This window comes from Georgenia sp. Z2081, assembly GCF_055326445.1.
Genome location: NZ_JBUZNK010000006.1, coordinates 203,628 through 218,003 on the forward strand (window position 1 = coordinate 203,628; position 14,376 = coordinate 218,003).

At 74.2% G+C, this 14,376-nt stretch carries 10 protein-coding genes; 3 read left to right on the forward strand and 7 right to left on the reverse strand.

The window, feature by feature from the left end:
* Positions 1–78 precede the first annotated feature (78 nt).
* The 4 genes from infB to ACZLKG_RS10305 are packed head-to-tail and all read right to left on the reverse strand — an operon-like array spanning position 79 to position 5,139.
* On the reverse strand, positions 79–3,024 hold the full coding sequence (gene infB, locus ACZLKG_RS10290; protein ID WP_463648673.1) for a translation initiation factor IF-2: 2,946 nt from the start codon (positions 3,022–3,024) through the stop codon (positions 79–81).
* Positions 3,025–3,081: 57 nt separating this feature from the next.
* Positions 3,082–3,462 carry a YlxR family protein gene (locus tag ACZLKG_RS10295; RefSeq protein WP_463648701.1) on the reverse strand — a complete coding sequence of 127 codons (381 nt, stop codon included), beginning with the start codon at positions 3,460–3,462 and terminating at the stop codon, positions 3,082–3,084.
* A gap of 47 nt (positions 3,463–3,509) precedes the next feature.
* Complete coding sequence (nusA, locus tag ACZLKG_RS10300; protein WP_463648674.1) at positions 3,510–4,640, reverse strand: transcription termination factor NusA; 1,131 nt, start codon at positions 4,638–4,640, stop codon at positions 3,510–3,512.
* 28 nt (positions 4,641–4,668) lie between these two features.
* Complete coding sequence (locus ACZLKG_RS10305; protein ID WP_463648675.1) at positions 4,669–5,139, reverse strand: ribosome maturation factor RimP; 471 nt, start codon at positions 5,137–5,139, stop codon at positions 4,669–4,671.
* Between the two features lie 213 nt (positions 5,140–5,352).
* On the opposite strand from ACZLKG_RS10305, the gene ACZLKG_RS10310 reads away from it, so the two are divergent.
* On the forward strand, positions 5,353–6,330 hold the full coding sequence (locus ACZLKG_RS10310) for a hypothetical protein (protein WP_463648676.1): 978 nt from the start codon (positions 5,353–5,355) through the stop codon (positions 6,328–6,330).
* A gap of 120 nt (positions 6,331–6,450) precedes the next feature.
* Here ACZLKG_RS10310 and ACZLKG_RS10315 read toward each other — a convergent pair whose 3' ends face one another.
* Positions 6,451–8,238 (reverse strand): proline--tRNA ligase, encoded by a 1,788-nt coding sequence (locus tag ACZLKG_RS10315; RefSeq protein WP_463648677.1) that lies wholly within the window; start codon positions 8,236–8,238, stop codon positions 6,451–6,453.
* A gap of 41 nt (positions 8,239–8,279) precedes the next feature.
* Here ACZLKG_RS10315 and ACZLKG_RS10320 point away from each other — a divergent pair, with 41 nt between their 5' ends.
* On the forward strand, positions 8,280–9,239 hold the full coding sequence (locus tag ACZLKG_RS10320) for an NAD(P)H-dependent flavin oxidoreductase (RefSeq protein WP_463648678.1): 960 nt from the start codon (positions 8,280–8,282) through the stop codon (positions 9,237–9,239).
* Positions 9,240–9,347: 108 nt separating this feature from the next.
* Here ACZLKG_RS10320 and ACZLKG_RS10325 read toward each other — a convergent pair whose 3' ends face one another.
* Together ACZLKG_RS10325 and ACZLKG_RS10330 are read right to left on the reverse strand one after the other, a co-directional pair.
* On the reverse strand, positions 9,348–9,680 hold the full coding sequence (locus ACZLKG_RS10325) for a VOC family protein (protein WP_463648679.1): 333 nt from the start codon (positions 9,678–9,680) through the stop codon (positions 9,348–9,350).
* A 71-nt stretch (positions 9,681–9,751) separates the two neighbouring features.
* Positions 9,752–13,012 carry an AfsR/SARP family transcriptional regulator gene (locus ACZLKG_RS10330; RefSeq protein ID WP_463648680.1) on the reverse strand — a complete coding sequence of 1,087 codons (3,261 nt, stop codon included), beginning with the start codon at positions 13,010–13,012 and terminating at the stop codon, positions 9,752–9,754.
* A gap of 131 nt (positions 13,013–13,143) precedes the next feature.
* Between ACZLKG_RS10330 and ACZLKG_RS10335 the strand changes: the two genes are divergently transcribed.
* Positions 13,144–14,220, forward strand: a complete 1,077-nt coding sequence (locus ACZLKG_RS10335; protein ID WP_463648681.1) for a class I SAM-dependent methyltransferase — start codon at positions 13,144–13,146, stop codon at positions 14,218–14,220.
* Positions 14,221–14,376: the final 156 nt, after the last annotated feature.

Genomic DNA, 14,376 nt, shown 5'->3' on the forward strand with positions numbered 1-14,376 from the left:
CAGCTGGGAGCCACGCGCCTCGTGGGGTGTTCGCCCCCCTGGCTCTTCTCCCTCCCCCCCACCCCGCGGGTGGCTCGATCAGGCGCGGGGCTTCTCCCGCATCTCGAACGTCTCGATGACGTCGCCCTCCGCGATGTCGCGGTAGCCGAGGTTGATACCGCACTCGAAGCCCTCGCGGACCTCGGTGACGTCGTCCTTCTCCCGGCGCAGCGAGTCGATCTTGAGGTCGCCCGACACCACGACCCCGTCGCGGACGAGCCGCGCGGAGGCGTTGCGCCGGATGAGGCCCGACCGGACGATCGAACCGGCGATGTTGCCGAACTTCGAGGAGCGGAAGACCTGGCGGATCTCGGCGGTACCGAGCTCCACCTCCTCGTACTCGGGCTTGAGCATGCCCTTGAGCGCGTTCTCCACGTCCTCGATCGCGTCGTAGATGACCGAGTAGAATTTCATCTCGACGCCCTCGCGGTCGGCCAGCTCCGTGACCCGCTCGGCGGGACGCACGTTGAAGCCGACGATGACCGCGTTGTCGACGGTCGCCAGGTTGACGTCGTTCTGCGTGATCGCACCGACGCCGCGGTGGATGATGCGCAGCGCGACCTCGTCGCCGACGTCGATCTTGAGCAGCGAGTCCTCCAGCGCCTCGACGGCACCGGACACGTCGCCCTTGAGGATGAGGTTGAGGTGGTCGACCTTCCCCTCCTCGAGCGCCTTGGTGAAGTCCTCCAGCGAGATGCGCTTGCGGCGCTTCGCCAGGGTCGCGGCACGCTCGGCGGCCTCCCGCTTGTCGGCGATCTGCCGGGCGGTGCGGTCGTCGGGCGCGACGAGGAACGTGTCGCCGGCGCGCGGCACGGAGGCCAGGCCGAGAACCTGGACCGGACGCGACGGACCTGCCTCCTTGACGTTCTCTCCGTGCTCGTCCTGCATCGCACGGACACGACCGTGGGCCGTGCCCGCGACGATCGAGTCGCCGACCTTCAGCGTGCCCGACTGGACCAGCACGGTCGCGACCGAGCCGCGCCCCTTGTCGAGGTTGGCCTCGATGGCCACACCGCGCGCGTCCTTGTCCGGGTTCGCCGTGAGCTCCAGCGCGGCGTCCGCGGTGAGCAGGACCGCCTCGAGCAGCTCGTCGATGCCGGTGCGGTTCTTCGCCGAGACGTCGACGAACATGGTCTCGCCGCCGTACTCCTCGGCCACCAGGTTGTACTCGGTGAGCTGCTGGCGGATCTTGTCGGGGTTCGCACCCTCGACGTCGACCTTGTTGACCGCGACGACGATCGGCACGTTCGCCGCCTGGGCGTGGTTGAGCGCCTCGATCGTCTGCGGCATGACGCCGTCGTCCGCAGCCACCACGAGGATCGCGATGTCCGTGACCTCGGCACCACGGGCACGCATGGCCGTGAAGGCCTCGTGACCGGGGGTGTCGATGAAGGTCAGGGCACGGTCCACACCCTCGTGCGGCACCGACACCTGGTAGGCGCCGATGTGCTGCGTGATGCCACCGTGCTCACCGGCGACGACGTCCGTCGACCGGATCGCGTCCAGCGTCTTGGTCTTTCCGTGGTCGACGTGACCCATGACGGTGACGACCGGCGGACGGGGCGCGAGCTCGTCCTCGGTCTCCGCCTCGAGCTCGGCATCGAGGTCGATGTCGAACTGCTCGAGCAGCTCGCGGTCCTCCTCCTCGGGGGACACGATCTCGATGACGTAGCCCAGCTCCTCGCCGAGCACCTTGAACGTGTCCTCGTCGAGCGACTGCGTCGCCGTGGCCATCTCGCCCAGGTGGAACAGGACGGTGACGAGCGAGGCGGGGTTGACGTCGATGCGGTCGGCGAAGTCGGAGAGCGAGGCACCGGCCCGGATGCGGATGACGGTGGTGCCGTCACCGCGCGGGACCTGGACGCCGCCCGGCGACGGCGCGCTCTGCTGCTCGAACTCCTGACGCTTCGCGCGCTTCGACTTCCGTCCCCGCACGGGACGGCCGCCAGAGCGGCCGAACGCACCCTGGGTCGCACCGCGACCGCCGCGGCCACGGAACGCACCGCCGCCGGGACCGCCACCACCCGGGCCGCCGCCCGGACGACCGCCGCCACCACCGGGACGGCCGCGACCACCGGGGCGCTGGTTGGCACCCGGCCGGCCCACGGCCGACTGCCCGGGCATCATGTTCGGGTTCGGGCGAGGACCGCCGCCGGGCCGCGGGCCGGGCGTGGCGCCCGGTCGAGGACCGCCGGAGCCGCCCGGACGGGGCATGCCCTGCGACGACGCGAACGGGTTGTTGCCCGGACGCGGCGCACCGGGGCGCGGGCCGCCGGAGCCGGACGAGCCGCCGCGGGGCATGCCCTGCGACGACGCGAACGGGTTGTTACCCGGGCGCGGGCTCGCGTCCCGGCCGCCGGATCGGCCGGCGTCGCGGCCGCCCGGACGCGCGCCCTGACCGGGTCGAGCGCTCGCCGGCGTGGGCGCGGCGCTCCTCGGGGTCGGGGCGGCGCTCCTCGGGGTCGCCGGCGTGGGCGTGGCGGGGCCCGGGGTCGGCGCAGCGGAGGCCGGGGTCGCCTGACCGGCCGGGTCGGCGGACGCCGGGGCGTCGTCGGACCGGGCCGGGGCCTGGGCCGCAGGGGCCGCCGCCGGGGTCGGCGCCTCAGGCGTCGGCGTCCGGGTGGCCGCGGGTGCGGCCGGGGTCGCCTCGGCGGCGGGTGCCTCGGACGACGCCGGAGCCTCTGGCGTCGGCGTCGGCGTGGTGGACGCGCCGGGCTTCGGCCCGCGCGTGGGTGTGGTGCTGGGCGTCGAACCACCCGATCGTGCCGGCGCCTTGCCGGAGGCGGGTGCCTTGGCGGACGTCGGCTTCTTCTTCGGGGCCGGCGGGTTGGCGTCGAAGTGCTCCTTCAGACGCCTGATCACCGGGGCCTCCACCGTGGAGGAGGCGGACTTGACGAACTCTCCCTGCTCTCGCAGTGTCGCCATGACCGTCTTGCTGTCGACGCCGAGCTCCTTCGCGAGCTCGTGAACGCGGACCTTGGCCACATCTCTCCTGTCTCGGACCGTCCCAAGACAGGGCGGACCGTGGTTATTGCTGGCAGCTCATCGCTGGGTACTCATCGGGTGCCCATCGGCTTCCAACCCGCTTTCATCTCGATCTGACCTCGACGACGGTCTGTCGTCGATCGTCGTGGACGCGAACCAGTGCGTCACGTCGTCGGTGTCCACCGGCCCTCCTGCACGCAGGGCCCGTCCGAACGCTCGACGCCGTACCGCCTGATCCAGGCAGGCGCGCTCCGGATGGAGCCACGCCCCCCTGCCGGGTGCGGACCCAGTCTCGTCCACCACCGCGTGCGCTGGTGGGACGAGCACGATCCGCACGAGGTGCGACCGGCCGGCGACGGCCCGGCAGCCGATGCAGGTACGCATCGGGCCGTTCGGCCTTGCCCCGTCGGGGGCGGAGGTGCCGACGCCGTCGACCATCGTACCCTTTCCGCCGCTCACCGCCGAGGGGATACCCGTGGCGCCCCTCACCCGGCCTGCGCGGGGTCCGACCCGGTCGCGTCGGCCTGCGCGGCGGGCGTCGTCGATGCGGCCTGACCGGGGTTCGCCGTCGTCGGTGCGGCCGGGGCACTCGCGGAGGCGGCCGGGTCCGTCGCGCCCGGCTCGCCCTCGGACGTCGTCGGCTCGGCCGGCGCGGCGTCGGACCGGATGTCGATGCGCCACCCGGTGAGCCGCGCCGCCAGGCGGGCGTTCTGCCCCTCCTTGCCGATGGCGAGCGAGAGCTGGTAGTCGGGCACGACGACGCGGGCCGCCCGGGCCTCCGCGTCGACCACTGTCACGCTGGAGACCTTGGCCGGGGACAGCGCGAACCCGACGAACGTGGCCGGGTCCTCGGAGAAGTCGACGATGTCGATCTTCTCGCCGTGGAGCTCGCTCATCACCGCACGCACCCGCGCCCCCATCGGGCCGATGCAGGCCCCTTTCGCGCCGAGTCCCGGCACGGTCGAGCGCACCGCGAGCTTCGTGCGGTGCCCGGCCTCGCGAGCGATCGCCTCGATGACGACCGAGCCGTCCGCCACCTCGGGCACCTCGAGGGCGAAGAGCTGGCGCACGAGCTCGGGGTGCGTGCGCGAGAGCGTGATCTGCGGGCCCCGCGCGCCGCGCGAGACGTCGATGACGTAGGCGCGGAGCCGGTCGTTGTGCCGGTAGGACTCGGTGGGCACCTGCTCGTGCTGCGGGAGCTCGGCCTCGACCATGTCCGGCAGCTGCACGAGGACCTTCCGGGGGTCCCGGCCCTGCTGGACGATGCCCGAGAGCAGGCCGCCCGCCTTGTCCCGGTAGGAGCCCATCACCTGGTCGTCCTCGGCATCGCGCAGCCGCTGCACGATGACGGAGCGCGCGGTGGCCGTGGCGATCCGGCCGAAGCCCGACGGCGTGTCGTCGAACTCGCCGAGCACAGTGCCGTCCTCGTCGGTCTCCGTGGCCAGCACGGTCACCGTCCCCGAGCGCCGGTCGAGCTCGACCCTGGCCGGCGACACGGCCCCCGGCGTGCGCTCGTACGCACCGAGGAGGGCGTCCTCGATCGCCGAGACGAGGGTGTCGAGCGGGATGCCCCGGTCGGCCTCGACCATGCGCAGGGCCTGCATGTCGATGTCCATGTCTTCTCCTTGGTGGGCGTGGTCCGCGTCAGGGACGGGTGAGCTCGACCTCGACGCGGGCGCGCGTGACGTCGGCGATCGGGACCTCGCGGGTCCCCTGGTCGTCGGAGAGCTGCAGCCGGTCGTCCTCGACGCCGGTCAACCGGGCGGTGCTCCGCCCGTCCGCGGTCGTCAGGTCCAGGAGTCGTCCGACGGCGCGGCGGAAGTGCCGCGGCTCGGTGAGCGGGCGGTCGGTCCCGGGCGTGGAGACCTCGAGGGTGTAGGTGCCGTCGACGGCGTCGTGCTCGTCCAGCGCGGTGGAGACTGCCCGGGAGACGTCGCCGATCTGGTCCGACGTCACTCCTCCGGGGCCGTCCGGCAGGTCGACGGTCAGGCGGACGACCTTGCGGGTCCCGCTGCCGGCGACCTCGACGTCCTCCACGACGAGCCCGGCCTGCGTCACGGGGTCGGTGACCGCCGCGCGGACCCGGTCGGACGGTGTGCTCGATGGGGTGGTCACGCGCGCTCCTCCTCGTCGTCCCGGTTGGCTCCCCGGGGCTTCCCGGTTGGCTCCCCGGGGCGATGACCGAGCCTACATCGCAGGCACGGTCGCCCGGGCAGCGCTCGCACCCGCCACGCACCTGTCATCCGGCCGGCCGGCCCCGCCATGCGCCAGCCGCACGCGCTGCGCACCTGCCACGCGCCGGCCGGGCACCTGCCATGATCTGACGTGATGAGCCCCCCGACCGCCCGCGCCCGACGCTCCCGCCCCGCACGCCTCCTCGCCACACTCGGCGTCGCGGTGCTCGCGCTGGCCGGCTGCGCCGTGCGGATCGACTCCGACGCCGACCCCCCGCCCGCCGCGACGGTGGCCCAGCAGTGGCGCCAGGACGCGGCGGTGGAGTCCGCCGGTCTCGCGGACGCCGCACGCACGCTCGCGGACGACCCGGCGACCGACCCGGCCGTCGCCGAGGCGGTCGAGGTCGTCGCGGAGGACCTCGACGCGCAGACCGAGGCACTCGGCGGCGTGTGGGTCGCCTGGCCCGGCGGCGCTCCCGAGGGGCAGAGCAACGCGGCGCTGCCGGACGCGCCGGTGGCCGCCGACGTCACCGAGCTGCGCGGCCTGCTGAGCGCATCCGCCGACTCCACGGCCACGGTCCTGGCCGACGTCCCCGCCGCGGAGCGCGACCTCGCGGCCGTGCTCGCGAGCATCGCCACGGGCCGGCTCCTCATGGCGCTCGACCTCGAGCCGCACGCCGAGGGCGGCACGCCCGTCGAGCTGACGCCGATGACGCCGGAGGTGGTGGCCACCCTCGCGGACGGCCCGACCGTGCTCGTCCTCGATCAGGCCCGCTACCTCGAGGAGACCCTCGCGGCCCGCGGCATGGCCGAGTCCGCGGGCGAGCGCGCCGACCAGCTCCAGGTCCTCGTCGACACCGCGCTCGAGGCCGGTGCGCCGGACACGCGCGAGCCCGCGTATCCGTGGCCCGACGGCGACGCGGACGCCTTCCGCACCGTCAGCGAGCAGGACCTGCTCGACCAGTGGGTCTTCCTCGCCGGGACGGCGCCGGGCGAGCAGCGCGGGGCCCTCGTCGACGCCGCGGCCGACGCCGCCATGCGCCTACGGGCGGCCGGCGTCGACCCCGGCCCGCTGCCCGGCCTTCCGGGCTCGGCCGGCGCTGAGTCGGCGAGCGAGTCCGCCACGTCCTGATCGACGAATGACTGGGCTCTTTCCGCACGAGTGAGGGGATTCTTCGTCGCGGCGTCGAGACGAAGAATCCCCTCACTCGTCACGAGTCGGTCGCGGGCCGCTCGTCGTGAGGTGTGAGGCTCAGGCCGGCACGACCCCCGCCGCCCGCAGCCGGGCGAGCAGCTCGTCGACCGCGGCGTCCGGTGCCAGCTCGACGCGCTCGTCGGTGGTCCGGTCCCGCACCTCGACCACCCCGTCGGCCAGACCCCGGCCGACCACGAGCGAGTACGGCACGCCGATGAGCTCGGCGTCGGCGAACTTCACGCCGGCCGAGACCTTGGGCCGGTCGTCGTAGAGCACCTCTGCGCCGGCCGCATCGAGCCGGACGGCGAGATCCGCGGCCATCTCGAAGATCTCCGCCCCCTTGCCCGTGGCGAGCACGTGCACGTGGAACGGCGCGACGTGGACCGGCCAGGCCAGGCCCTTCTCGTCGCTCGTCGACTCGGCGATCGCGGCCAGCGCGCGCGTGACGCCGATGCCGTAGCTGCCCATCGTCGGCGTCACGGCCTTGCCGTTCTGGTCGAGGACGGTGAGCCCGAGCGCGTCGGCGTACTTCCGGCCGAGCGCGAAGATGTGCCCCATCTCCATGCCGCGGGCCAGCTCGAGCGGACCGGAGCCGTCCGGTGCCGGGTCGCCGGCGCGCACCTCGGCGATCTCGACGGTGCCGTCGGAGACGAAGTCGCGGCCCGCGACGAGGCCGACGACGTGCCGCCCGTCGACGTCCGCGCCCGTCGCCCACACGCTGCCGTCGACGACGCGCGGGTCGAGCAGGTAGCGCACGGCCTTCTCGTCACCGCGGGCGTGCTCGGAGCGCGGGCCGATGTACCCGCGCACGAGCTCGGGGTGCGCCTCGAGGTCGGCCTCGGTCGCCGTCTCGACCTCGGCGGGCGCGAACGCCACCTCGGCCCGCGCCGGGTCCATGGCCCGGTCCCCGGGCAGTCCGACGACGACGATCTCCCGCTCCCCGTCCGGGTGCACGAGCGCGAGCACGAGGTTCTTCAGGGTGTCCGACGCCGCCCAGCCGCGCCCCTCCGGGCGGGGCGCCTCGGCGTCGAGAGCCACGACGAGCGTCTCGATCGTGTCCGCGCCCGGGGTGTCGACCGTGACCGGCGCCGGCGGCTCCTCGACGTGCTGCGGCAGCTCGGGGACCGGCGTCGTCACGGCCTCGACGTTGGCCGCATAGCCGCCCGGCGAGCGGACGAACGTGTCCTCGCCGACCGGCGTCGGGTGGAGGAACTCCTCCGAGCGCGAGCCGCCCATGGCGCCCGCGTCCGCCGCGACCATGACGACGTCGAGGCCGAGCCGGGCGAAGATCCGCAGGTAGGCCGCGCGGTAGAGGTCGTAGCTGGCGACCTGCGCGTCGTCGTCGATGTCGAAGGAGTAGGCGTCCTTCATGACGAACTCGCGGCCGCGGACGATGCCGGCGCGCGGGCGGGCCTCGTCGCGGTACTTCGTCTGCACCTGGAACAGCTGCAGCGGCAGGTCCTTGTAGGAGCTCACGAGGTCCTTGACCAGGAGCGTGAACATCTCCTCGTGCGTGGGCGCGAGCAGGTAGTCGTTCTCCCGGCGGTCCTTGAGGCGGAAGAGGTTGTCCCCGTACTCGGCCCAGCGGCCGCTCGCCTCGTAGGGCTCCTTGGGCAGCAGCGCCGGGAAGTGCACCTCCTGGGCGCCGATCGCCAGCATCTCCTCGCGCACGACACGCTCGACCTTGGCCAGCACGCGCAGCCCGACCGGCAGCCACGTGTAGATGCCCGGGGCGGCGCGGCGGATGTAGCCGGCGCGGACGAGCAGCTTGTGGGACGCGATCTCGGCGTCGGCGGGGTCCTCGCGCAGCGTGCGCAGGAAGAGGGAGGACATCGTGGAGAGCATGGGGACAGGTTATGCGGTGCGGGTCGGGCACGATGTCCCCCATGCGCACAGCGATCACCGACCTCCTCGGCATCGAGCACCCGGTCGTCCAGGGCGGCATGCAGTGGGTCTCCGTCGCGGAGCTCACCGCCGCCGTCTCGAACGCCGGCGGGCTCGGTATCCTCGGGGCGCTGACCCAGCAGACGCCGGACGACCTGCGCGCCGAGATCGCCCGCACGCGCGAGCTCACCGACAAGCCGTTCGGCGTCAACCTCACGTTCCTGCCGGCGATGACTCCCCCGCCGTACGCCGAGTACGTGCGCGCCATCATCGAGTCGGGCGTGCGCATCGTCGAGACCGCGGGGGCCAACCCGGGCGAGGCGGCGGCCGCGCTGAAGGAGGCGGGCGTCACCCTCATCCACAAGTGCACCTCCGTGCGGCACGCCCGCTCGGCGCAGCGGTTCGGCGCCGACGTGATCACGATCGACGGCTTCGAGTGTGCCGGCCACCCGGGCGAGGACGACGTCGGCGGCCTCGTGCTCGTGCCCGCCGCCGTCGCCGCGCTCGACGTGCCCGTCATCGCGTGCGGCGGGATCGCCGACGGTCGCGGGCTCGCGGCGGCCCGGGCACTCGGGGCGGCCGGCGTGTCGATGGGCACCCGCTTCGTCGCGACGGCGGAGTCGCGGGTGCACGCGCGCATCAAGCAGGCCATCGTCGACGGGACGGAGACCGGCACCCGCCTCGTCCTGCGCGAGCTGCGCAACACCACGCGGATCGCGGACAACTCCGTGGCCCGTGAGGCGGCGGAGATCCTGGCCGGCGGCGGGGAGTTCTCCGACGTCGCCCACCTCGTGTCCGGTGCGCGCGGGCGCGGCGCACTGGAGTCCGGCGACCCCGAGGCCGGGGTGTGGACGGCGGGCCAGTCGATGGGGCTCATCCACGACGTGCCGACGTGCGGCGACCTCGTGCCGCGGATCGTGGCCGAGGCGGAGCAGATCCTCCGCACGATCGCCGGCGGCTGAGGGCCGCGGAGCCCGGTTCCGAGGGAACGGGACCACGGCGCAGGTCCACGGGCGCGCGTCCACAGGCACGGGCACACGCGCGGGTGCGTGGGCGCGGCGCCACGGACGTCAGTCCCCGATCAGCACGAGCTGGTTGCCGTCGGGGTCGGAGAGGACGAGGATCCGCCTGCCCCCGCCCGGCGCGACGCCGTCGTGCGCGACCCCTGCCTGCCGGAGACGCGCTGCGGCGCCATCGAGGTCGGTCTCGCCGAGCACGCAGCCCGACCGGCCGGCCCTCGTGGGGTCGGCGAACACCTGCACGCCGTCCGCCTCCCCGACGCGCCACTCGACGAGCCCCGCCATCGGTCGCGTGTCGGGCCCGCGCTCGGACAGCGTCTCGTACCACCGCTCCGCACGGTCGAGATCGGTCACGGTCATCGTGGCGTGGACGCTGTCGAACATCTCCCACTCCTTACCGATCGTGGAAAGCAAGCGGTACGAGCGTGGCATGACCGATTGCTGCACGCAATCGGTCACTCGGGGCGGGCACTCCCGTCGGCCCACCCCAGAGCTCTCCCGACCGCCCGGCCACCGGGTCGTTCCTCGGTGAGAGCACGCACCTGATCGTGCGCGCGCTCGGCGACCTCGCTGCGCGGCAGGAGCTCGGCCAGCGCGTCGATCCGTTGCACCGCGACCGGCCCGATCGTGCGCGTGATCCGCTCCCGCAACCTCCGGTACCGCCCGACGTCGCGACCAGCCGGCGGGGGCGCGCTCGGGTGGACGTCCGCCGCCGCCAGCACGAGCTCGGCGTCCTCGGGGTGCTCCGTGAGCACCAGCAGCTCGGCGACGACCCGCAGGCACGTCCACAGGTACGGCCAGCAGGTCCCTCGGCGCAACGGGTCCAGCAGGTCGAGGGCGAGCCGCGCCGCCGACTCACCGGTGCCGTCGGTGCTCGTGCCGGACGGGTTCGACCGACGCACGAGGGCGGACAGCAGGGCGATGCGCGCCACCGTGCTCACATGGTCGGCCTGCGACTCGTCCGCACGGGCCACGGCCTCGCGCAGGACGTCGGGCGCCGCATGCGGCCTGGTCAGCAGGAGCACCTCTCCGGCGCCGTAGAGGGCGAAGGCGTGGTGCGCCCGGGCGCCGCTGCGCTCACCGGCCGCACGCGCCGCCGACGCGTGACGTTCCGCGCCGGGACGGTCGTCGAGGGTGACGGCGATCAGTGCGAGCGAGGTGTGCGCGTCGGCGAGATAGGCGTCCGGCAGGCCGTCGACGTCGAGCATCTGCTCGAACCTCTCGCGCGCGCGGTGCCGTCGACCGCTGTAGAGCGCGGCGAGCGCGAGGCACAGGAGGGCGAGGTACCGGTCCTCACGGGTGCCGGCGACCCGGAGCGCGCGTCCACCGAGCTCCTCCGCCGCGACGGTGTCGCCCCGCTCGACGGCGGCGAAGGCCACGGCGCCGAGCAGCAACGACGACTGTGCCGGCGGTGGCCCCGGGGCCGGGGCCGGGTCCGGGGCCGGACGGCTGTCGGTCGTGGGGGCGTCGGTCGTGGGGGCGTCGGTCGTGGAGGTGTCGGTGTCGGTCAGCCGCTCGGCGAGCGCCTGGAGCTCGCGCCCCGGGAACCAGTGGGAGCACAGGCCGAGCGAGCCGACGATCCGTGCGGCGACGTCGGGACGTCGGTTCCCGAGCGACCAGCGAAGGGCGTCGGTGAGGTCGACACGGAGCTCTCCGAGACGCGCGTATGCCTCGGCGCACCGTGGGCCGACCGAGCGCCTGGCACACGTCTCGGCGCTCGAGGCGGCCCACTCGGCATGGGCGCGGGCGGCGTCGTCCCGCTGCGCGACCGCTGCGCGCGACAGCACCGCGGCACGGACGACCTCCAGCAGCCGGTACCGGGTGGTCGCCCCGTGCACGGCGACGACGAGCGACGCCTCGACCAGGCGCGCGAGTCCCGCCACCGTGTCCTCGGTGCCGGCGGAGCCGTCACGGTCCGCACCGACGGCACCGAGGCTCTCGGCCGCCGCCAGGTCGAACTCGCGTGCGAAGACCGTGAGCCGAAGGAGGAGCCGGCGGTCCTCGGCCGGCACGAGGTCGAGCGAGCGTCCGACGACCTGGCGCAACGACGCGCTCACTCCGAGCTCCCCCGACACCGAGTCACCGGGTACCGACGGAGCCGACGCGTCGAGCGGCGACGCATCGAGCGCCGACCCGATCCGCGCCGACCCGATCCGCTCCAGCACGGTGGTCAGCCCGAGCGTCGCGACCTGGGGCGCCGCCATCTCGAGCGCCAGCGGCAGCCCGTCGAGCCGACGACAGAGCTCGGCCAACGGAGCCCGCTGCTCGGCCCCGGGCGCGAACCCGGGCCGCAACCGTCGTAGCCGGTCCAGGAGCAGCCGTTCGGCGGCGGTGGTCGGATCGGGCGGCAGGGGCGCACCGTCGTCCGCGGGGCACGTCAGAGGGTCGAGCGGCAGTACGTACTCCTCGACCAGACCCAGCCGGCTCCTGCTCGTGACCACAAGGTGCACGTGCGGGCAGGACCGCAGGACGGCGGCCACCAGCTCCCGGATCTCGCCCAGCACGTGCTCGCAGCCGTCGAGCACGAGCACCACGGCGGAGCGGGCCAGGTGTTCCACGACGGCCACCAGGGGTGGTTCCGGTCCGGGCCCGAGTCCGAGCGTCGCGGTGAGACGGGCGACCACCCCGCCCCTCGGGACCTCCTCGATCCCGGCGACCACGCTCGGACCTCCCGTCCGGGCACGGATCGCCGCGAGCGCCTCGCCGATCAGGCGCGTCTTCCCCACCCCTCCGGGCCCGGTGACGGTCACCAGGCGGTGCGAGAGGACCATGTGCAGCAGGAGCGCGGACTCGTCCTCCCTGCCGATGAACGAGGGCTCCGGGGAACCGCGCCCGTCCGACCTCGACGACGGCGAGGGCGCCGGCGCGGAGGCGGGGACGGGCATGGGCACGGGGGCGGGCACAGGCGAGGGCGCCGGCGCGGGGGCGGAGACGGGCATGGGCGCGGGGGCCGACGCGGGCGCCGGGAGAGGCGCACCGGTGGGCACGCGGTGCCCGAGGATGCGCCGGTGGAGCTCCGCGAGTGCCGGCGACGGATCGAGCCCGAGATCCTCGCGGAGGATCTCCCGCAGCTCGGTGAACCGGTCGAGCGCCTCGCTCTGGCGCCCCGCCCGGTACAGCGCCGTCATGAGGCAGGCTCGCGCCTGCTCGCGCAGCGGGTGCTCCGCCACCAGCGGCTCGAGCACGGTGATCGCGTCCTCCACGTCTCCGAGCGCCAGCGCTGCCCGGGCGCGGTCCTCGCGTGCGGCCAGGCGCAGCTCGTCCAGCCGCGCGGCCTCGGCGCGCGCGAAGTCGCGGTCGGCGAACTCGACGTAGGCCGGCCCGCGCCACAGCCCGAGCGCCTCGTCGAGGATCGGCACGGCGAGCGCCGGTGCGCTGCTCTCCGCCCGCGCGCACATCGCGGTGTACCGGTCGGCGTCGAGGGCGTCGGGCCCGACGGCGAGCGCGTAGCCGGCCGGGCCACGCTCGACCGCCCGCTCCCCGAGCACGCCGCGCAGACGCGAGAGCACGGTGTGCAGGGCACCGTGCGAGCCGCCGGGCACCCGGTCGCCCCAGACCGCGGCAGCCACGGCGTCGGCGCTGACGGGGTGCGGCGCGTGCACGGCGAGCACTGCGAGCGCCGCCCGTCGTCGGGCCCCGGGCAGGTCGAGCACCTCCCCGGTGCGCCGGACCTCCAGCGCGCCCAGGACCCCGAGGTCGAGCGGCGTCGGTGCCACCGTCGGATTGTCCCGCCTGGCGGCGCGGCACCGCAACGACGCGGCGGTGACAGCGGGGCGACAGGGACGCGACAGGGGGTCGGCCCAGCATCGACCTACCCCGACAGGGGCACGATCACGAAGGAGTGAGCATGATGACTACAACACAGATCGAGCAGCAGGACGTGGGCGCCGTCGTCCAGCACGTGGCAGGTCTCGCGATCGGTGCCGCGACGTCGGCGATGATCGTCGTCGGCGACCGGTTGGGACTGTACGGCGCACTCGCCGGGGGCGGCGCCGTCACCCCGCAGCAGCTGGCCGACGCCACCGGCACGTCCGAGCGGTACGTGCGCGAGTGGTTGGCCCAGCAGGCCGCCGCCGGCCTCGTCGTCCACGACGCGACCGACGGCACGTTCACGCTGCCGCCCGCCTCGGCGGCGGTGCTCGCCGACGACGACTCGCCGGCGGCGATGACCGGCATGTGCGTGCAGACCGAAGGCCTGTTCCGGGACATCGACCTGCTCGTCGACGCCTTCCGCACCGGTGCGGGCATCGGATGGGGCGAGCACTCCGCGCCGACCTTTGAGGGGGCCGAACGCAGCTTCGGCGCCGCCTACCGGGCGGAGCTCCTCACGCGGTGGGTGCCGGCGCTCGACGGCGTCACCGAGGCCCTCGACGCAGGAGCGCGGGTGGCCGACGTCGGCACGGGACGCGGCGTGCCCGTCGTCCTGCTGGCGCAGGCGTTCCCCCGCTCCGAGTTCGTCGGGTACGACACCCACCCGGCCTCGATCGAGGTCGCGCGCCGGCGGGCCGAGGAGGCGGGGGTCGCCGACCGGGTGCGCTTCGAGGTGCACGACTGCCAGGGCTACCCGCAGGACGGCTACGACCTCGTCACCTTCTTCGACGCCTTCCACGACCTCGGGGACCCGGTCGGGGCGGCCGCGTACGCGAGGCACGCGCTCGTACCCGGTGGCTCGCTCGTGCTCGTCGAACCCAGGGCCGCCGACGACCTGCCGACGAACCTTGCCGGGAACCCGGTCGCGGCGTTCGGCTACGCGGCGTCGACCTTCCTCTGCACACCGAGCTCGCTGAGCCAGCCGGTGGGTACGGCGCTCGGTGGTCAGGCCGGCTCGGCCAGGGTCCGCGGGGTGCTCGACGAGGCCGGATTCTCCGACGTCCGGCACGTGGCGGACTCGATGATCAACATGGTGATCCAGGCGCGGGCATGAGCAGTACGGGTGTGAGCGGTACGGGTGTCAGCGGTACGGGTGTGAGCGGTACGGGTGTGAGCGTCGCGAGTTCACGCACCGGCCACCCGAGCGTCGCCGGCCGTTGCCCCTCCCCTGGCACGGTGCACCGGTCGACCCCCTCTCGAACAGGACACC

Excerpts from the sequence above, each read along its gene's own strand:
- ACZLKG_RS10295 (WP_463648701.1), bottom strand. The coding sequence starts at position 3,462 with ATGGTCGACGGCGTCGGCACCTCCGCCCCCGACGGGGCAAGGCCGAAC.
- nusA (WP_463648674.1), bottom strand. The coding sequence starts at position 4,640 with ATGGACATCGACATGCAGGCCCTGCGCATGGTCGAGGCCGACCGGGGC.
- ACZLKG_RS10310 (WP_463648676.1), top strand. The coding sequence starts at position 5,353 with ATGAGCCCCCCGACCGCCCGCGCCCGACGCTCCCGCCCCGCACGCCTC.
- ACZLKG_RS10315 (WP_463648677.1), bottom strand. The coding sequence starts at position 8,238 with ATGCTCTCCACGATGTCCTCCCTCTTCCTGCGCACGCTGCGCGAGGAC.
- ACZLKG_RS10320 (WP_463648678.1), top strand. The coding sequence starts at position 8,280 with ATGCGCACAGCGATCACCGACCTCCTCGGCATCGAGCACCCGGTCGTC.
- ACZLKG_RS10325 (WP_463648679.1), bottom strand. The coding sequence starts at position 9,680 with ATGTTCGACAGCGTCCACGCCACGATGACCGTGACCGATCTCGACCGT.
- ACZLKG_RS10335 (WP_463648681.1), top strand. The coding sequence starts at position 13,144 with ATGATGACTACAACACAGATCGAGCAGCAGGACGTGGGCGCCGTCGTC.